This is a genomic window from Psychrobacillus psychrodurans (assembly GCF_050209195.1).
Taxonomy (GTDB): Bacteria; Bacillota; Bacilli; order Bacillales_A; family Planococcaceae; genus Psychrobacillus; species Psychrobacillus psychrodurans.
Genome location: NZ_CP189791.1, coordinates 3,046,076 through 3,064,531 on the forward strand (window position 1 = coordinate 3,046,076; position 18,456 = coordinate 3,064,531).

Genomic DNA, 18,456 nt, shown 5'->3' on the forward strand with positions numbered 1-18,456 from the left:
GTTAACCCCTCTCTATCATTTTTTATAATTGACACTATATATATCATGACGTCTATCTTTTAATTGTTTGACCGTCCCGTCTTGACGTTGACGTCGTAAGATTTCTAAATCTACATCTCCTATTAAAACCATTTCTACATTCGGCTCAGTTTCCCCTACGATGCCATCTCGGGCAAATTCAAAGTCAGATGGTGCGAAAATAGCAGATTGTGCATATTGAATATCCATATTTTCTGTTTGCGGTAAGTTTCCAACTGTCCCTGAAATAACTGTATAGATTTGATTTTCAATTGCCCGTGCTTGTGCACAATAACGAACACGCAGGTAACCTTGACGATCCTCTGTACAAAATGGTGAGAAAATAATATTCGCACCCATATCTGTTGCAATACGTGCAAGCTCTGGAAACTCTATATCATAACAAATTTGAATCGCAATTTTACCACAATCCGTATCAAATACTTGAACGGAGTCACCTGCACTAATTCCCCACCATTTGCGTTCGTTCGGTGTAATATGGATTTTATATTGCTTATCAATTGCACCATCTCGGTGGAATAAATAAGCGATATTATATATTTCCTCATTTTCTTCTTCCACAAAGTGAGAGCCAGCAATAATATTAATGTTGTAACGGATCGATAAATCTGAAAACAACTCCATATATTGCGGAGTGTACTCCGTCAATTTACGAACCGCCTGACTTGGTGATGGTTCATTCAAGAAAGACATTAGCTGTGTAGTAAAGATTTCCGGAAACACAACAAAATCAGATTGAGCATCGGACGCCACATCAACAAAATATTCACATTGGTTAGCAAACTCTTCAAATGAATTAATTTTACGCATCATATACTGCACAGCACAAATTCTTACAGGATAGCTCGTTTTGAAATGACGTTTCGAAAGTGGGATATAATCAACATTATTCCACTCCATCAGTGTCGCATATTTGGCAGATGCTCTGTCATCTGGTAGATAATTAGGATTAATACGCATCAATGTAAAGCCATTCATTAATTGGAATGTTAAAACTGGATCATATATTTTATGGCGAGAAACAGACGTCACGTATTCCCTTGGTGACATTTCATCCGCAAATTTATGATAGTTTGGAATACGCCCTCCAATAATTATTGATTTTAAATTGAATTGTCTTGCAATATCTTTTCTACCCTCATATAAACGTTGACCAACCTTCATTCTTCTATATTCTGGGTGTACCATTACCTCGATCCCGTATAAGTTATATCCTTCGGGATTATGGTTTGTAATATATCCTGCATCTGTCACATCCGACCAGGAATGGCGGTCATCATACTCATCAAAATTAATAATAAGACTTGAACAAGAACCAATTACTTTTCCGTCTAGCTCAGCAACTAACTGCCCTTCTGGGAAAATAGTTAAGTGACTACGTAAATGGGCAACTTTCCATGGATCCATACCCGGAAAACATAAACGCTGAATTTCTAAAATTGACTCTATATCAGAAAAAGACATTTGTCTTATAATCATGCTTTGTTCAAACTGAGATAAATCAAATTCCTCTGTCATTTTATCGGCTCCTCTTTTATTAAGTAACTTTCATTATATAGCTCTTTTCACTTCAGATAAAATATTTTACATGTAATTAAAGAAGCCTTATACTTTAATTTGAGTTCAAAGTAATTTAAAGGAGTTCATATGACAAAAAAAATAGAAAATCTACTATTATTTATGTGGACCGTTGCTTTAACTGCAACGTTAGGTTCCCTCTATTTTTCAGAGATAAGAGGGTACGAACCCTGTGATCTATGTTGGTACCAACGTATACTCATGTATCCACTTGTGCTAATATTAGGAGTTGCATACGTTCAAAAGAATCCGAAAATCGCAGTAACCTCACTTGTATTCTCTGTGATCGGTGGATGTATTTCTGCCTATCATTATAGCATTCAAAAACTGACTTTCATGCAAGAATCGGCACCAGCTTGTGGGAGAGTTGCTTGTACAGGGGAATATATAAACTATGCAGGCTTTATAACAATTCCATTTTTAGCTCTAGTTGCATTTATTTTAATCGCAATTACAAGTGTTATTGTATGGAGAAACATCAAGGAGGAAAAATAACTTGAAGAAACTACTTATTTTTGGTGGTGTTATTATTGCAATCTTTGTATTAATCTTTGTTTTAAACTCTCAGAAAAACAAGGATGCGTTAGCTAATAACCCATACGATACCGACAACTTAAAGCAATCTACCATCGATCTTATCGATGACCCAAACTATCAGAACATTATTTTACCAGAAGACTTGGAGAAAAAGATTGCTACGGGGGAACCTGTTACAGCTTATTTCTTCAGCCCAGAATGTGTACATTGCCAAGAAATGACACCACGTCTATCTCCACTTGCTGAAAAAAATGACATTGAAATCGTCAAATATAATGTACTTGAATATGAAAAAGGATGGAATGACTACCTTATCCAAGCAACACCAACAATGATTTATTTTGAAGATGGCAAAGAGGTTGTAAGAGTAGAAGGTGCCATTTCTAATGAACAGATTCAAGAGTTCTTTGATGAAGTCGTTTTAAAATAACCAAAAGGGTCATGTCGAGTAGACAGGCCCTTTTTTTAAAGGAGCGGGAAAATTAATGATTCATACATTCACTTATACTATCCAAGAGGATGGTTTAACGATCGACAGTCTTTTCCAAGAAAAGTGGAAGCTAGGTAAAAAGTTAATACATGAACTACGTATGCAAAAGGCCGTGAGCAATAAGAACGAAGAACTTCTTCAATGGAAACTTCCGAACAAAAAAGGGGATGTACTTGTCATTAAATGGGAAGGAGAATCCTCTAACTATCTTCTTTCCGATCAAATCCCTTTGTATGTGGCGTATGAGGATGAGTATTTACTAATTGCCTCTAAACCACGTGGTGTATCCACGCATCCAAACGAAGAAGGTCAAAATCATACCTTTATGAACACCGTAACAAATTATTTACACAGTAAAGGTCATCATTACGGAGAACATGTACATCGCATCGATGAAGGCACTAAGGGATTAATCGTCATTGCAAAAAATCCATTTGTCAAAGGTATGCTTGATCGAATGTTGGAAAATAAAACAATCGTCCGCACCTATGAAGCAATAGTAGAAGGCCAAGTAAAAAATCAGCATGGTACTATTCGAGCAGCTATTGGAAACGACCGTCACCATCCAACTCGAAAAAGAGTATCACCATCTGGGCAAAATGCGATCACTCATTATGAAGTTGCAGGAAAGCATGAACAGTTCACGAAAATACATGCAATTTTAGAAACTGGACGGACTCACCAAATCCGTGTCCACTTAGCTCACTTAGGACATCCAATTGTAGGGGACGAACTATATGGAGCTAAAAAAACACCTACTAAAATGTATGAGCTACATGCATTTAAAGTTCAATTTAACCACCCAATAACAGGCGAAGTGCTAGTTGTCGAAGATAAAAGATAAAAGATAGTAGGAATAGAATAACGGAAGATTATTTGTGGGACAATGCAAAAAGGCTATTGAATGTTGCGTTACAGCCTCTCAACGTTGCAGATAATTTGTGGAATGTTGCGTAATCGAAAAAAACAGATGAGAAATGAGAATTTCTCATCTGCTTTTTTTAACCAATCAATCTAAATATTTTTATCCATTTTCACTTCAAACTTAGGATTTGTTACATACTCCATATATTTTATCTTGCCACTAAAGCTTTCATATGCCTCGTATCGTGCTCTAACAGCAGGGGCAGTAATGAATTCTAGTACTCTCTCCTTCTTAACCCAACAACTCTCAGAAGTTTCCTCGGAGGTACTTAACACTCCACCAATAGGCTTACCTACAAAATCGAACATTACTTTAGTAGGCACATCTGTAACTTCGTCATACCATTTATAGATTCCTGTATTTGAATAGGTTCCTATTAAGTGACCTACTTCAATATCAATTCCACTTTCTTCTTTTACTTCTCGAACTAACGCATCTATTAGATTTTCTCCAACTTCCACTTGTCCACCAGGATAGACCCATCCTCCATGCTGCGTTTTTACTAAAAGAATTTCTCCTTGCTCATTTTCAACAATTCCCCCAACTGCTACAATATGCGTAGGCATTATCATTCTACTTACCCCCCTTTTTATTTCTGCCCTTTCTTTTATAAATGAAAGTCCAAATATAAAAGCCACATAGTATAATGTAACCCCCAATTCTAATAACGTCATGCGTTTCCCTTGGTAAAACTAAAAATAAAACAGCTGAAATAATCCCTGTTGGAAGTACAATATAAAACCACATACGAACAATGGGATTGCGAAAACTGACTTCAAAACGATCCTGTTCATCCATCATAATTCTTCTCTTGAGGCATGCCTCTCATATTTGTTCCATTTATTGAAGTTATAGTAAAATTGGATAACTTCTCCGATAATACAAATGCTGAAGAATACAATGACTATATTAGTGGGCCATAATGGATATCGGGATATAATAAAGAAACATACGATGTAAATTGGAAGTGACCATAGCGTGCGAAGCATTCTTCTTCTATAGCTCAACTGAAAATAAGGAAATGCAAATCCCTTATCAGTCTTAGGTTCATTCTTATAAACAACCCAAAGAACAATATTGACAAAGATACATACACCAGCAATTACACAAAAAATCAATATCGTTGAACTAGAAATAATAATCACTCCTCAAAGTTATTTCACTTGAAAATCAAACTCTTATCAGCTTTCGGACAAAAAGTTTTTGGCCATAAAATAAGCACTAGCAGTGAACAACTGCGTTTTAATCTCATTCGTTTTTATTAGCAATCCTAATAACTCAAAATCAATCAGCTTTATATTTATCTGTTCGGTTTCATCTAAATCTTGTTCATATTGTTTAACTGCATCTTGTAAAAGAAAGGTTTTAATTTTGTTATTTTGTGTGGCGGGATTTATCATAAATTCACCTAACAAAATAGGTTTCAGATGTGAAACATAGCCAGTTTCTTCTTTAATTTCTCTAATAATGCCTTCTTCGTCTGTCTCATTGTTTTCTTTTTTTCCTGCTGGAATTTCAAAGTAATTATCATTTCCAGCATGTCTATATTGTTCGACAAGCACCATTTGGTTTTCTTTTGTAAGCACAACTGCATTCACCCAATCGGAATATTCATTTACAAAATAATCATTGATCACATTCCCATTTGGGAGCTCACATGTATCTTTTCTAATATTTCCATAAGGGCTTTTATGAACATATTCAGACTTTAACATTTTCCATTGTTTCATATTTATCACCTTCTAATGCTTTATTTCATCATTCGTTAGAAATGATTCCTAACCAATTGCCGTTCATCAATGCAGAATAATTGCGAATAGGATATACAAAACCCCTAATACTATTTCTCTTCCTATAATTTTCTTACTTTCTTTCTGTAGATAACTTTCTATTCCTTCTAAGATGGAATTAATTCCTACAAACACGAACACTAACTTCACATAGAAAATATCAATACCGTTTATAATGGCCATTACTAACATTGCAATCATCAAGCCTAGCAATAACAGTTTTAGTATTATGAATGGTGTACTACTTTTTTTCTTATTAGTCTTTTCAAAAAATATATTCATCAAGGGACCTCATCTAATATTTATTAAACTATATTACTAATACGTCAAAATATGTAATAGGTTTCATTAAAGAGTAATATTTTCCAATAATAAAAAAACACGATAGTTTACCTTCTTAAGGGAAGAAAAACTACCGTGCTAGTTGATTATTGATTTATTAGTTGCTGTGAGTAGTGGGAATAGCAAGAAAGTCGAATCTGCTTGGAGTATACATTGGGACAAAGGCTATATATGTGAGCTGTAGTTTACTAATTCAAGGAGGTTCTGTCACGTGTCTGGAGAGCGCACACTGAAACGGGATTAGAAACTAAAATTATCTGGATCTTTACCAGTCCGCTCATTTAAATTCAGCGCATCAATATTTTTCATATCCTCGAAGGATAACTCAAAGCCATATACATCCATATTCTCAGCGATTCTAGATGGATTTTCTGATTTAGGTATAACGATTAAATCATGTTGCAGATGCCATCTTATAATTGTTTGAGCAGTCGATTTACTGTGTTTTGTACTAATCCGTTTCAATGTTGGCTCTTCTAGTATTCGACCTCTTGCTAGTGGTGACCACGAAGTTATCGCGATTCCCTGCTCTTCACAATACTCACGTAGATCAAACTGAGTTAGTCGTGGATGACATTCAATTTGGTTGACCATTGGTTTAATGTTTGCTTTTGCAGCAATTGCCTCTAAATGATGTGCATGATGATTCGCTACTCCAGTAGCACGTATTAGCTTTTCATCATATAGACGTTCTATCGCGCGATATGTATCTACAAAAGTTTCTTTTACTGGCCAATGAGTTAAATATAAATCTACGTAGTCCATTCCTAATAACTCTAAAGATTTTTCGAATGCTCTGAGTGTTTGATCGTAACCTTGATCTGTGTTCCATACTTTTGTTGTAATGAATATGTCTTTTCGCGGAACATTTGATGCTCGGATGGCATCTCCTACTTCTTTTTCGTTGGCGTACAAACTTGCCGTATCAATATGACGATAACCATAATCCAATGCAGCTGTAATTGCTTGAATAGCAATATCTGGTTCTGTCATTTTATAAACACCTAAACCAAGTCTTGGCATCTCAATTCCGTTTGCTAATTGTTTCGTTGAATGTATATTTAAAGTCAATTTTCTCATCCTTTCTTATGAGGAAAACGACTGATATAAATCAGTCGTTTTCTCTTTTCTTCATGGAAGAAGTGACTTCAGATTGAGCAGGATCAGATACACGATTATCTTCTTCTAGCTCTTTATTGTCCCTCATTCTATCCATCTGTTTTCCTAATTGCTTTACTTCTTCCATGTTAGTTGCCATTGAACCGTTCTCTGGACCATTTTTGAATTCATTCATTCCAAAAATCACTCCTTTTCTTAATGTTAGTAGAATATTCGAAAGGTTGCAACATTCAATTGAACGATTTTTGTCAAATTTCATTTTTTCGCATTATTTCTTTTTCAAACAATTTAGGGTATACTAGGTGCAGAATACTAAAGAGGAGGCACTCCATATGAAATTAATCCTTATTCTTGGTGTTTGTATTTCGTTCCTTGCTGCAATTTTCAAAGCTGGATACGACGACAAACCAGGTGCATCTGAAAAATAATCTATTTAAAACGGACGAGTCTTTTATGACATCGTCCGTTTTTTTATCTGTCTAGCTACAGTGCCTCGCCCCTCGAGTCGTTTCAGAATGTCGGATAAAGGCACAGTCAGTCGTCGCGACACGATGTCGAGATCTTAGACTGACTTCCAAAACATAGGCACTTGCGCTTTTCTAGTGTAAATTTGGATAATTCTGTTGACGTAATGCCTCGTAGATTAGTATCGCAGCTGTGTTTGATAAATTTAGCGAACGAATATTATCATTCATAGGAATACGTAAAGCACGGTCCGGGTGTGCGTCGATAAACTCACGTGGCAAACCTTTTGTCTCACGTCCAAAAATAAAGAAGTGATCTTTTTCCGAATCACTAAAGTCGAAAGTAGTGTGTGGCTTAGCTCCAAACTTAGTGATTAAATAATACTCTCCAGATGGATGTGCAGCAAAAAATTCATCTAGTCCATCATAATAGGTAATATCTACATGTTCCCAATAATCTAGTCCGGCTCTCTTTAGCATTTTATCATCTGTTGAAAAGCCTAAAGGTCGGATTAAATGTAATTTAACACCTGTTCCCGCACAAGTTCTAGCTATATTCCCAGTATTAGCTGGTATTTCTGGTTGATATAAAACAACATTAATACTCAATTACTCCACTTCCTAGTTCTCAATTGTATAGTACTCTAATCCTTTTCGAATCTCTTTTAAAACTTCTTCAACTTGTTCATGCTGTTCAGCTTTTTTAAGGGCAAGTAAGCCTTCTTTTGAATTTATTTTACCTATAGCCCATGCAGCTGTACCTCTAATCACTGGTCTAGCATCATTTTGCATTAAATCTATAAGCGTTGGAACAGCTTCTTGCTCTTTAAAATGAGCTAATGCGATTATAGCATTTCGCTGGATCGGATTCTTCCCTCTCCACGCACCAGACATATGACCGTACGTTTCTTTGAACGTTCGATTCGTCATTTTAAGTAAAGGTAAAAGTAAAGGCTTCACTAATTTAGGATCTGGTTTAAACGATTCTTGGTGGAGATTAGCTTTCCCTTTGTTTTTTGGACAAACTGTTTGGCAAGTATCACAGCCATATATCCGATTTCCTATTTTCGTACGAAATTCGTCTGGAACCATTGTTTTCGTTTGAGTGATAAAAGCAATACAGCGCTGTGCATTAAGTTGTCCGCCTTGTATTAATGCTCCAGTCGGACAAACATCTAAGCATAACCGGCAATCACCACATTGTTCCTCCATCTGTTCACTCGGAGCAAAAGGAATTGACGTAATCATTTCCCCGAGATAAACATAGGAACCAAACTCAGGAGTTATAATAGAGCAGTTTTTCGCACTCCATCCAATACCTGCTCTTTCCGCTACAGCCCGATCAGAAAGTTCTCCCGTATCAACCATTGAACGGAGTTTTGCATCTGGAATATGAGTTAAAATATATAATTCTAAAAGTGCTAATTTTTCTCGTAAAACGGTATGATAATCTATACCCCATGACGCACGAGCAAAGATTCCTCGTCTTGCCCCCTTCACACTTTGTGGAGCATCCTTCATTTTGGAGGGGTACGCAATTGCTATAGATATGATACTACTTGATTCTTCAAGCAACATCTTAGGATGCACTCTTTTCTCAATATTAGATTCTTCAAATCCGGAAGCATACCCTAATTCCTGCTGCCTGATCAATCTATTTTTTAATTCATGAAATGGAGAAACAGAAGTAAATCCAATTTTATCAATTCCAATGGATGCAGCGTAATCTATGAGGTTTTGTTGAAACTGAATGATATTCACAAATGTTCTCCTTTCTTATGCTACACTAAAGAAAATAAGTGTAAGGATGGTTGATATGATAGTAAAACTGGATGATTCAATAGTTGAAATAGAACCTACCTTTAAAATAGGCATTATTCATTATACCAAAATTATAGTTACTTCTTCGCCTCAAATGCTTAAAGGACGTCTTCAATTATTTCAGGAGCAACTTTTCTTTGAACTAGATGACAAAGTCGTAACTGATTTCGATGGGATAAAAGAATGGAGAGCACTTTGGAAAAAGTTTGGTGCTGATCCAAATCGTTATAGACCTTCAATGGAAGCTATGTACAGAAGGATTGCAAAACAAAATTATATCACACCGATGCATTCCGCTGTGGATGTAAATAACTTTTTCTCTTTGCAATATGAAATTCCAATGGGAATCTATGATGTGGCAAAAATTGAAGGTGATGTAACACTTACAATTGGCAATAAAGAAACAGTATATAACGGTTTAAATGGTAGAGAAAATAAATTACACAATATACTTACTCTTCAAGATGACATAGGACCTTTTGGTAGCCCATTTGTGGATTCTGTTCGAACTGCTGTGACTGAAAATACTACAGAGGCTCTACAAGTCGTATTTCTACGTCCTTCATTAGAGATTGAGGAAAGTAAGAAATTACTTCACTCCATGGCTACCATGTTCACGCAAATACATGGTGGAGAATTTGATACTAGTTTAATTGGTTATGTTCCTAAAAAGTAAAGGAGAATAATAATGGTACTCAATATTTGGTTCAATAGATGGTTTTCCACTGTGTCACATTATATGGAGCTGATTCGCCATAATCCGGATCAACAGGAATTTGTTATTTACGGGACACATCCTAATCCGGATACTGTGTATTTTAATTACTGTGATGTATTTAGTACTGAACCAGATATTGCGGGCGAAGACTATCTTCAGTTTTGTATTGACTATTGTCTACAAAATCAGATACATATTTTTGTACCGCGAAAAGAGAATGTACTCATTTCTAAACACTTAGACAAGTTCAATAAAATTGGTGTGAAAGTGTTAGTTTGCCCAGATGGTGATTTAATGGCCATGATAGACGATAAAGCAGCGATGTATCGGTCTTTACAGGACCAGGAAAAAGTAGGGAATTTTATCGTGACTATACCTTCCTATAGAATAGTAAATAATGCTGCAAGTTTCCAACAGGCTTATGCCGATTTGGGTAAGGATGATACGAAACTATGTATTAAGCCAGTAATAGGAGAAGGAGCAAGTGGTTTCCGTATTATAGATGATATCGCTGATACCATTCCATTCATATACAATACAACTTCTACCCAAAAGATTTCTTATGATACTGCTTATAAAATTTTAAAAACGCAGGAGCATTTCTCGGATCTAATGGTAATAGAATATTTAGATGGCCATGAGTATAGTATTGATTGTTTAGCTGATGCAGATGGCACTTTGCTTGTTGCTATACCTCGAAAAAAAGGAAATGGACGAATCCGTGAGATTGAATATAATAGAGAATTAATCGAAATTGCTGAGAAAATGGCTGCACAATATAAATTTCCTTATGTATATAACATTCAAGTCAAATATAAAGATGGAATACCCAAACTACTTGAGATCAATCCCCGTATGAGTGGAGGAATGCATATTAGTTGCCTTGCAGATATTAATATTCCCTATTATGCTATAAAGTTATTACTAAATGGGCATGTGGAGGCTCTTCTTCCTAAGTTTGGAGTGAGAGCAACTCATATTGAACAACCTGTAATCTTACCATCTAAAGAATCTGCTATATTAGCTTAACCTTAAAAGGCATATAGTTGAATAAAAGAGGAGTGATATATTAATGGTGAACTTGAACAAAATAGAACTTAAGAAAAAAGGACAATCTATTAATCTCACTAAGAGCAACAATAATAATATTGGTGAAATCTTAGTAAATCTCCAATGGAATCAACAGGTCAACTCAAAATCTACTGGGTTCTTTTCCAACTTACTAGGTGGTAAATCTAAAGGTGTGGATCTAGATTTAGGCTGTTTATATGAATTAAATAATGGTGAAAAAGGGTGTATACAGGCTTTAGGAAATGCTTTTGGCACACTAAAACAATCCCCGTATATCGAACTCGATGGCGATGATCGTACTGGCTCCATATCTGGAGGAGAAAACCTTAGAATTGATGGAAATAAGATATCCGATATTAAACGTATTCTCGTATATTCATTCATCTATAAAGGTGTAGCTAATTGGGCAGAAGCAGATGGAGTTATTACATTATCATATCCTGCTGGCCCCAATATCGAGGTTAAGCTAGATGAACATAGAAATGGGCAAATTATGTGTGCAGTTGCAATGATTGAAAATGTAAATAATGAGACTTTCAAAATTGAGCGTCTAGTAGAGTACTATAAAGGGCATAAAGAGATGGATAATGCATACGGCTGGGGTATGAACTGGGTAGCCGGATCAAAATAAAAAACTAGGGGATTTTGATAGTGTTCATAATCCTCTTTTTTAGAATAAAAAATCAACCATTTAGCAAACAATGGTTGATTTTTCTTTGTTAATCTCTAATTATTAATAGGCACGACCGAACCATACCGTATGTTTAGAATCCTTTCCACAGTTGATACATGTTGCTTTTTCTGCTGGTGGATTGAATGGTATATTACGTGTCGTAAATTTCGTTTCATTCTTCACATTCTCTTCACAAGCGTCATCTCCGCACCATCCTGCAAGAATCCATCCAGGAATTTCTCCTTTTTCTGTTGAATCCGTAAGATGTTGCTTTAACTGCTCTAGGGAATCTACATTTGTATGGGAGTTCTCATCACGGAATGCACGAGCTTTATCAAGTAAGCGTGTTTGCATTGTTGTTAGCGCACCTTCAATACATTCAACAGCCGTTGCTAGCTCCACAGAAACTTTTTCAGCTTCATCACGTACTTTTATTAACGCTTGATTGTTTTCCAAATCACGAGGCCCTAACTCAATACGAACTGGTACACCTTTAAGCTCCCACTCGTTGAATTTATATCCAGGAGATTGGTCTGAATCGTCAAGACGTACACGAATACCTTTTGCTTTTAACGCTGCGTAAAGCTCATCTAATTTTTCCATTATCGTTGGATTTTTCTTCCAAGGACCAACAGGAATTAGTACTACTTGAGTTGGTGCAACACGTGGAGGTAATACAAGCCCTTGCTCGTCACCATGTACCATAATAACCGAACCGATTAATCGAGTTGATGTACCCCAAGATGTTGTATGCACATGCTGATGTTTGTTTTCTTTGTTTAAATATTTGATATCAAATGCTTCCGCAAACTTTGTCCCAAGGTAATGAGATGTTCCAGCTTGAACAGCTTTACCATCTTTCATCATAGCTTCGATAGAATATGTATCTACAGCTCCTGCAAAACGTTCGGAAGGTGTTTTCTGACCATCATATACCGGAATAGCTAAAAGCTCCTCTACAACCTCTTTGTATATATTAAGCATTTGCATTGTTTCGTTACGTGCTTCTTCTTCATCTACATGAGCTGTATGCCCCTCTTGCCATAAAAATTCAGAAGTACGAATGAATGGAAGAGTTTTCTTTTCCCAACGGAACACGTTTGCCCATTGGTTGATAAGCACTGGCAGATCACGATAACTCTTAATCCAATCTGAATACAAATGACCAATCATCGTTTCTGATGTTGGACGTAACGCTAAACGTTCTTCCAATTTCTCACCTGCTGCTTCCGTTACCCATGGAAGCTCTGGAGCAAATCCTTCAATATGGTCCTTCTCCTTTTGAAAAAAGGATTCAGGAATTAGCATAGGGAAATAGGCATTACGATGTCCTGTTTCTTTAAAACGTCTGTTCATTTCATCTTGAATATGCTCCCAAATTTCAAAGCCATCTGGTTTAAAGGCAATACATCCACGAACTGGAGTGTAATCCATTAAATCTGCTTTCTGAATTGTGTCGATATACCATTTTGTAAAATCATTTTGTTGCTGATTTGTCATCTAAATTCCTCCTATTTAAGTCAATCCATTACACCACGGCTTAATCCGTACAGACATTGAAATGTGTACTACCCATTTCAATGTCTGTATCACCCGCTAGATATTTTAATTCGATTAGCGGAGTAATTCCAACTGCTAAATTGAATTAAAAAAGCACAGGGACATCCTCGTAAAAGGACGTCTCTGTGCTGAATAGACGTGGTACCACCTTAGTTTAGCTCAAAAAAATTTTTAAGCCCTCTAAACGTTTGGTAACGAAAACGAATCGGTTATGTTTGCATAACATCTCCGTGATAGGTTTCAACAAGAAGTGGTGATATAGCTCTCAGCGTTTGCTATACTTTCTGTTTCACAATTCTCATCTACTTGGTCACTTCGCAGATTGTATTACTAATAATATACCAAATAACCTACTTTAATACAATGTGGATTAAGGAATGCCAATAATTTTCTATTTTATATAAAAAGGTGAGACAGTAGACTTGTGATTAAAGGACTACAGCTTGCGATTCTTCTTGTGCAACTTGTGTTTGTAGAACACATCTTGCTATTCACTCATATGTTTCCTTTTGAGTATCTTATACTAGTAATTCTATTTTTATGGAGGAATTAATGTGGGATACTTTGTAAACGTTGAGCAAGGAGTAAACTTATTTGTCGAGGATATTAATCCAAGTGCAAGCAAGACAATTGTATTTTTACATGGTTGGCCATTAAGTCATGAACAATTTGAATATCAATTTGATGCCTTACCTCAAATGGGATACCGCTGCATTGGTATAGACTGGAGAGGATTTGGAAAATCAGATAAACCTATGAATGGCTACAATTACGACAGACTAGCAGATGACATTCACGCCGTAGTCCGAACGCTCCAACTAGATAATTTTACACTAATCGGCCATTCGACTGGAGGAGCAATCGCTATACGCTATACTGCTCGCCATGCTTTTGGTGTGTCAAAACTAATTTTAATAGATGCCGCGGCTCCCACTGGATTTACAAAGGAAACTGCGAATACTCTACTTACAGAAGCATTAAATGACCGCCCCAAAATGATGCAAGGAGTAACAGATACTTTTTTCTTTCAATATATTACAGCTCCATTCTCTAATTGGTTTACTGGGTTAGGATTACAAGCAGCAGGGTGGTCTACCGCAGCAATCAACAACACCTTGAGGGATGAAAACCTCAATGCAGATCTCCCCAAAATATCAGTCCCTACATTAATCGTTCATGGAGTACATGATAAGGTGATCCCATATGAACAAGCTCAAATACTAAATCAAACAATAAAAAATTCACATCTCGTCCCCTTTCATTACAGTGGCCATGGGCTTTTCTGGGAAGAACGATTAAAGTTTAACGAACTTATAAAACAGTTTGTCGGATAGATAAGCTTTATAAGAAATAAGTTCACAGGAAAGCTTACTAAGCTATCTTGTGAACCTTTTTGTTATAGTAAATATTATTAGACTACTCTATACTTATAATTGATATAATTTTCAGTTATTAAATGTGAAAGGTGGAGAAACATGAAACTAGGTGTATTTTCTTTAAGTTTAAATGTTAAAGATATTAATGCTTCAAAAGATTTTTATGAAAAACTTGGTTTTCAAACTCTTGGAGGGGAGATTACTCAAAATTGGTTAATTATGAAAAATGAAGATACCATTATCGGTTTATTTCAAGGAATGTTTGAAAAAAATATTTTAACCTTTAATCCAGGGTGGAATAGCAACGCGGAAAACCTAGAATCTTTCACTGACGTTCGTGAACTTCAAAATCAGCTTAAACAAAAAGGAATAAAAATTCAGACCGAAGCTGATGAAACTACAGTTGGTCCTGCACATTTTACAATCGAAGATCCAGATGGCAATCAGATTCTTCTAGATCAACATAGATAAATTTTATATTAATGGCCTCCAAACCTAACCAAAAAGTGCTTTACTCTTTTGAGACAGGTACTAAGAAATGCAATGTGGTTCATTTGTTCAAATTATGAAAAGCAGGCTCCTATAGAAGAGCCTGCTTTTACTTTCATCATTTTACACGTTTGCATCTGGAAACTTATCAGCGACTAAATTTAACTTTATATTATGCTCCAGCAATGCTTTAAGGCCACAAAGAACAATTGTATAGCCACCGGTTGAATCTATTACTTGATTTGCTATTTCAGTTAGATTACCCTTGAAGCCATAATTTTTAATTTCGACAAATGTTCCTTCTGATTCTCTTTGGGTAAATAGCCATTCAGCAGTTGTTTCATCATCAAATTGGATAAGAATCCGCTTGTTTTGTTCAATTTCCTTCACATCGAGCTCAGCTGAAACTCCGTACATCTCCCATTCCCAACGAATACATCTTCCTTTTTCTAATCTCCCGCTACTCTTTGTAAACCAAAATTTTGTCGTAATAGTTGGATCAATAAAAGCTTCGAATACCTCCTGCACTGGCTTTCTTATTAGCATTCCTACACTCACAGTTGATAATTCATCAAAATTAGTCATTAAATTCTCCTTCATTTAAGGTAATAGCAGTTTGAATAAGAGAGATAAAAGTTTCTGATTGGATATCATCCATTTTTGTAATTCTAATATGTCTCATTGTTTTACCCGAACCCTGTAATAAATTATTTATGTCTTTTTCTACAAGTTCATTTCCTTTATGAAAACCTAAATTAACATGCTTTTTAGCTGTTTGTAGGTAACAAACTAACCCTTTATATGAATAGTTAGGCATCGACCATTTATATTCTTCTACAAGAGCAGGTGAAGCAGCTAAAATTAATTCTCTTAAAATCTTTGTAATGTTCTGAATATCATCTGGTAAATACAGAATAAATGTATCTACATCTAGAATTGTTCTGTTTAGTTTATCCACTATGTATCACCTTCACTATTCTACTATATAACTTTTGCCATGATATGTTTATCCATACAATAATCTTTTTAAAATTTAAAAATGCGTTCGAGATCAGAGAAATCTCAAACGCAGGAATAAGCTACCTTACTTTATAGAATTTACTTTGCATTCTTATCAGGCTGATGAATCCCAAAAACGTTACCCTCAGTATCAGAATAATATCCCTGCCAAGCCATTCCAGGCAGAGCATACTTTGGCATTGCCACCTGTCCACCATACTCAAGTATTTTAGTTTCTGTAGAATCGTAATCTTCCACGCCCAATGTACAAGAGAAGCCATTCATAGGCTGATGTTGTCCTGGTGGAGGTGTTTGACGTTTCATTAAAGCTCCATCAATACCAGGCTGGCTTGCATCGCCAGTAATAGCCCCAAAATAAGGAAGCCCCGCATAATCAGTCCAGTCTTCAAATGTCCACCCAAATATTTCTCCATAAAACTTCTTTGCACGGTCCATGTCATCCACATGAATTTCAAAATGAACTAATCTCCCCATATTTCTCCCCCAATTTGATTCATTTTAGATTTAAATAGCTTGTACCATTAAAAACTCGCAAACCTTCTTCATCATTGTAATAAAGATTGAAAATTAAATCAATTCCATATAGTGCTTACTAGTTAAATTTTCAATCTAAATTGACTTGAAGAATATCTACATGACTGTTAACAGATTTTATAACTAGGATCACTAAAACATATTAAGACTGCTGCTACTAATTATCTCTCTAAAAATGCTATCAATGCGTCTAAATCCTTTGCAGAAGCTTTTTTAAAGGTGCCAGCCATCATTTTACCAAAAAGTTTGGTTATGCCTGTGAGACCTTTTATTTCTCCGATTAACTTTATCTCCGTAAGGTTATCAGATGAAGTTACTTTATAGGTAAAAATATATTCTCCTTTACCAGTTGTTCCTTTCTTACCATCACAGCGAAGAACAATTTTATCTGGCTCATTGAGTTCAACAACTTCAAAATGTTCCGTAGCCACTTGTCCAAACATCTTTCTTGATTCCTTCCACTCACTGCCCACTTGCATTAGTCCAACATCCAATCGTTCAATACCTACAAGGCCCTGCATCCAGTAATTAGCAGCATCCAGATCAATCAAACCATCATATACTTGTTGCTTAGAAAGGTGGGTAGTTCTTTTCACTTCAAAGTTAGTACTCAAGCGGATAGCCCTCCAAAATGTTTACTAAAGTATATCATACTATGATTACCATATTGCTATCGTCTTAATAGAGCCTCCAGAAATATGGGACAGTAATAGAAATTTATATTCAACTTAACCTTCCCATAAATTCCTTTTAGGACTAGGTGATTTTAGATTATTGTGCAAAATTAGTTCAAAATCTCTCTTTTTCTCTCTACAACAAAAGACACCCATTAACGCTGATCTAACAGTGTTAATGGGTGTCTTTAATTTTACGTATATTGACGTAAAACACATAATAATACCGGTGGTCGGGGTCGAACCGACACATCCAGAGGATACGGGATTTTGAGTCCCGCGCGTCTGCCAATTCCGCCACACCGGCAAAATAAAATACTACTAGGCAGTTATTATAAAAATTGGAGGCGGCAACCGGATTTGAACCGGTGATAAAGGTGTTGCAGACCTGTGCCTTACCACTTGGCTATGCCGCCATAATTAAGTAATGGAGCGGAAGACGAGGTTCGAACTCGCGACCCCCACCTTGGCAAGGTGGTGTTCTACCACTGAACTACTTCCGCAAAAAACTGGGGTACCTGGATTCGAACCAGGGCATGATGGAATCAAAATCCATTGCCTTACCGCTTGGCTATACCCCAATGGGGCGGACGAGGGGAATTGAACCCCCGAGTGTCGGAATCACAATCCGATGCGTTAACCACTTCGCCACGACCGCCACAAATAAAAAAAGAGCTAACTACTAAGGAATATGGGGCGACTGATGGGAATTGAACCCACGAATGCCGGAATCACAATCCGGTGCGTTAACCACTTCGCCACAACCGCCATTATTCAAAGTTAACTTATAATTTGGCAGGGGCAGTAGGAATCGAACCCACATCAAAGGTTTTGGAGACCTCTATTCTACCGTTAAACTATGCCCCTAAATAAAAACTGGTGGTGGGGGACGGATTCGAACCGCCGAACCCGAAGGAGCGGATTTACAGTCCGCCGCGTTTAGCCACTTCGCTACCCCACCAGTATAGTGGTGCCGGAAAAAGGACTTGAACCCTCAACCTACTGATTACAAGTCAGTTGCTCTACCAATTGAGCTATTCCGGCGTATAAATATGGTGGCTCAGGACGGAATCGAACCGCCGACACAAGGATTTTCAGTCCTTTGCTCTACCGACTGAGCTACTGAGCCTACTTCGTTTTGTGCTAAGCTGCGAATCTCTTTGTCAGCTTCATTTGTTCAGTCAGTCACGTACTTTAGTACGCTCCTTCCATCACTCAATCGCTTCCTCGATCTTC

20 protein-coding genes, 10 tRNA genes, 1 pseudogene and 1 other annotated feature are annotated in these 18,456 nt (G+C 36.5%); of the genes and pseudogenes, 8 read left to right on the forward strand and 23 right to left on the reverse strand.

The features are described 5' to 3' along the window. Nucleotides 1-15: 15 nt before the first annotated feature. Nucleotides 16-1,557: a carbon-nitrogen hydrolase family protein gene (locus ACQCPR_RS14990; RefSeq protein WP_090570238.1), complete on the reverse strand. Its 1,542-nt coding sequence runs from the start codon at nt 1,555-1,557 to the stop codon at nt 16-18. A gap of 129 nt (nt 1,558-1,686) precedes the next feature. Here ACQCPR_RS14990 and ACQCPR_RS14995 point away from each other — a divergent pair, with 129 nt between their 5' ends. Genes ACQCPR_RS14995 through ACQCPR_RS15005 form a run of 3 tightly spaced genes read left to right on the forward strand, consistent with a single transcriptional unit; the run spans nt 1,687 to nt 3,488 of the window. Then, the gene (locus ACQCPR_RS14995; RefSeq protein ID WP_090570240.1) at nt 1,687-2,112 is read left to right on the forward strand and encodes a disulfide oxidoreductase; all 426 of its coding nucleotides are present in this window, start codon (nt 1,687-1,689) and stop codon (nt 2,110-2,112) included. Nucleotide 2,113: 1 nt separating this feature from the next. Then, nucleotides 2,114-2,584: a thioredoxin family protein gene (locus tag ACQCPR_RS15000; RefSeq protein WP_427137423.1), complete on the forward strand. Its 471-nt coding sequence runs from the start codon at nt 2,114-2,116 to the stop codon at nt 2,582-2,584. Between the two features lie 55 nt (nt 2,585-2,639). Then, entirely contained in the window at nt 2,640-3,488 is an 849-nt protein-coding gene (locus tag ACQCPR_RS15005) for an RluA family pseudouridine synthase (protein WP_427137424.1), read from the forward strand. A gap of 170 nt (nt 3,489-3,658) precedes the next feature. On the opposite strand, the gene ACQCPR_RS15010 is transcribed toward ACQCPR_RS15005, so the two are convergent. The 7 genes from ACQCPR_RS15010 to queG all read right to left on the reverse strand — a co-directional run bounded on the left by ACQCPR_RS15010 (nt 3,659) and on the right by queG (nt 9,045). After that, the gene (locus ACQCPR_RS15010; RefSeq protein WP_427137425.1) at nt 3,659-4,141 is read right to left on the reverse strand and encodes an NUDIX hydrolase; all 483 of its coding nucleotides are present in this window, start codon (nt 4,139-4,141) and stop codon (nt 3,659-3,661) included. Nucleotides 4,142-4,750: 609 nt separating this feature from the next. Continuing rightward, nucleotides 4,751-5,299: an NUDIX hydrolase gene (locus ACQCPR_RS15015; protein ID WP_427137426.1), complete on the reverse strand. Its 549-nt coding sequence runs from the start codon at nt 5,297-5,299 to the stop codon at nt 4,751-4,753. Nucleotides 5,300-5,365: 66 nt separating this feature from the next. Beyond that, complete coding sequence (locus tag ACQCPR_RS15020; RefSeq protein WP_090570260.1) at nt 5,366-5,641, reverse strand: hypothetical protein; 276 nt, start codon at nt 5,639-5,641, stop codon at nt 5,366-5,368. 300 nt (nt 5,642-5,941) lie between these two features. Next, complete coding sequence (locus ACQCPR_RS15025; protein ID WP_427137427.1) at nt 5,942-6,781, reverse strand: aldo/keto reductase; 840 nt, start codon at nt 6,779-6,781, stop codon at nt 5,942-5,944. Nucleotides 6,782-6,812: 31 nt separating this feature from the next. Further along, complete coding sequence (locus ACQCPR_RS15030; RefSeq protein ID WP_090570266.1) at nt 6,813-6,995, reverse strand: hypothetical protein; 183 nt, start codon at nt 6,993-6,995, stop codon at nt 6,813-6,815. A 424-nt stretch (nt 6,996-7,419) separates the two neighbouring features. Beyond that, a complete protein-coding gene (trmL, locus tag ACQCPR_RS15035) occupies nt 7,420-7,893 on the reverse strand; it encodes a tRNA (uridine(34)/cytosine(34)/5-carboxymethylaminomethyluridine(34)-2'-O)-methyltransferase TrmL (protein WP_090570269.1) in 474 nt (157 codons plus the stop codon). 12 nt (nt 7,894-7,905) lie between these two features. Beyond that, nucleotides 7,906-9,045 (reverse strand): tRNA epoxyqueuosine(34) reductase QueG, encoded by a 1,140-nt coding sequence (gene queG / locus ACQCPR_RS15040; RefSeq protein WP_427137428.1) that lies wholly within the window; start codon nt 9,043-9,045, stop codon nt 7,906-7,908. Between the two features lie 55 nt (nt 9,046-9,100). Here queG and ACQCPR_RS15045 point away from each other — a divergent pair, with 55 nt between their 5' ends. The 3 genes and pseudogenes from ACQCPR_RS15045 to ACQCPR_RS15055 form a co-directional block, all read left to right on the forward strand. Then, the gene (locus ACQCPR_RS15045; protein WP_427137429.1) at nt 9,101-9,781 is read left to right on the forward strand and encodes a B3/B4 domain-containing protein; all 681 of its coding nucleotides are present in this window, start codon (nt 9,101-9,103) and stop codon (nt 9,779-9,781) included. A gap of 12 nt (nt 9,782-9,793) precedes the next feature. Further along, the gene (locus ACQCPR_RS15050; RefSeq protein ID WP_427137430.1) at nt 9,794-10,852 is read left to right on the forward strand and encodes an ATP-grasp domain-containing protein; all 1,059 of its coding nucleotides are present in this window, start codon (nt 9,794-9,796) and stop codon (nt 10,850-10,852) included. Nucleotides 10,853-10,898: 46 nt separating this feature from the next. Continuing rightward, a pseudogene (locus ACQCPR_RS15055) lies at nt 10,899-11,525 on the forward strand (TerD family protein); the annotation flags it as partial. A gap of 102 nt (nt 11,526-11,627) precedes the next feature. On the opposite strand, the gene proS reads toward ACQCPR_RS15055, so the two are convergent. Next, complete coding sequence (proS, locus tag ACQCPR_RS15060; protein WP_427137431.1) at nt 11,628-13,067, reverse strand: proline--tRNA ligase; 1,440 nt, start codon at nt 13,065-13,067, stop codon at nt 11,628-11,630. Between the two features lie 170 nt (nt 13,068-13,237). Then, nucleotides 13,238-13,455: a binding site (T-box leader), on the reverse strand. 226 nt (nt 13,456-13,681) lie between these two features. Between proS and ACQCPR_RS15065 the strand changes: the two genes are divergently transcribed. Together ACQCPR_RS15065 and ACQCPR_RS15070 are read left to right on the forward strand one after the other, a co-directional pair. Beyond that, nucleotides 13,682-14,461 carry an alpha/beta fold hydrolase gene (locus ACQCPR_RS15065; RefSeq protein WP_427137432.1) on the forward strand — a complete coding sequence of 260 codons (780 nt, stop codon included), beginning with the start codon at nt 13,682-13,684 and terminating at the stop codon, nt 14,459-14,461. A 141-nt stretch (nt 14,462-14,602) separates the two neighbouring features. Then, the gene (locus ACQCPR_RS15070; protein WP_427137433.1) at nt 14,603-14,974 is read left to right on the forward strand and encodes a VOC family protein; all 372 of its coding nucleotides are present in this window, start codon (nt 14,603-14,605) and stop codon (nt 14,972-14,974) included. A 141-nt stretch (nt 14,975-15,115) separates the two neighbouring features. Here the strand turns inward: ACQCPR_RS15070 and ACQCPR_RS15075 are convergent, their stop codons facing one another. From ACQCPR_RS15075 to ACQCPR_RS15140, 14 genes are all read right to left on the reverse strand, one after another. Next, a complete protein-coding gene (locus ACQCPR_RS15075) occupies nt 15,116-15,577 on the reverse strand; it encodes an SRPBCC family protein (RefSeq protein ID WP_427137434.1) in 462 nt (153 codons plus the stop codon). Continuing rightward, on the reverse strand, nt 15,570-15,950 hold the full coding sequence (locus ACQCPR_RS15080; RefSeq protein WP_427137435.1) for a DUF1801 domain-containing protein: 381 nt from the start codon (nt 15,948-15,950) through the stop codon (nt 15,570-15,572). The genes ACQCPR_RS15075 and ACQCPR_RS15080 overlap by 8 nt, the downstream gene beginning before the upstream one ends. A gap of 140 nt (nt 15,951-16,090) precedes the next feature. After that, nucleotides 16,091-16,486 (reverse strand): VOC family protein, encoded by a 396-nt coding sequence (locus ACQCPR_RS15085; protein WP_093496437.1) that lies wholly within the window; start codon nt 16,484-16,486, stop codon nt 16,091-16,093. Between the two features lie 221 nt (nt 16,487-16,707). Next, on the reverse strand, nt 16,708-17,160 hold the full coding sequence (locus ACQCPR_RS15090; protein WP_269921889.1) for an SRPBCC family protein: 453 nt from the start codon (nt 17,158-17,160) through the stop codon (nt 16,708-16,710). 284 nt (nt 17,161-17,444) lie between these two features. Beyond that, nucleotides 17,445-17,527, reverse strand: a tRNA-Leu gene (locus ACQCPR_RS15095). A gap of 35 nt (nt 17,528-17,562) precedes the next feature. Next, nucleotides 17,563-17,636 (reverse strand) — tRNA-Cys (locus tag ACQCPR_RS15100). Between the two features lie 12 nt (nt 17,637-17,648). After that, nucleotides 17,649-17,723: transfer RNA gene (locus ACQCPR_RS15105), tRNA-Gly, on the reverse strand. Between the two features lie 6 nt (nt 17,724-17,729). Next, a tRNA-Gln gene (locus ACQCPR_RS15110) sits at nt 17,730-17,801 on the reverse strand. Nucleotide 17,802: 1 nt separating this feature from the next. Next, nucleotides 17,803-17,878: transfer RNA gene (locus ACQCPR_RS15115), tRNA-His, on the reverse strand. Between the two features lie 34 nt (nt 17,879-17,912). Next, nucleotides 17,913-17,988, reverse strand: a tRNA-His gene (locus ACQCPR_RS15120). 25 nt (nt 17,989-18,013) lie between these two features. After that, a tRNA-Trp gene (locus ACQCPR_RS15125) sits at nt 18,014-18,087 on the reverse strand. 10 nt (nt 18,088-18,097) lie between these two features. Beyond that, nucleotides 18,098-18,181: transfer RNA gene (locus ACQCPR_RS15130), tRNA-Tyr, on the reverse strand. 7 nt (nt 18,182-18,188) lie between these two features. Then, nucleotides 18,189-18,264 (reverse strand) — tRNA-Thr (locus tag ACQCPR_RS15135). A gap of 9 nt (nt 18,265-18,273) precedes the next feature. Then, nucleotides 18,274-18,349: transfer RNA gene (locus ACQCPR_RS15140), tRNA-Phe, on the reverse strand. Nucleotides 18,350-18,456 lie beyond the last annotated feature (107 nt).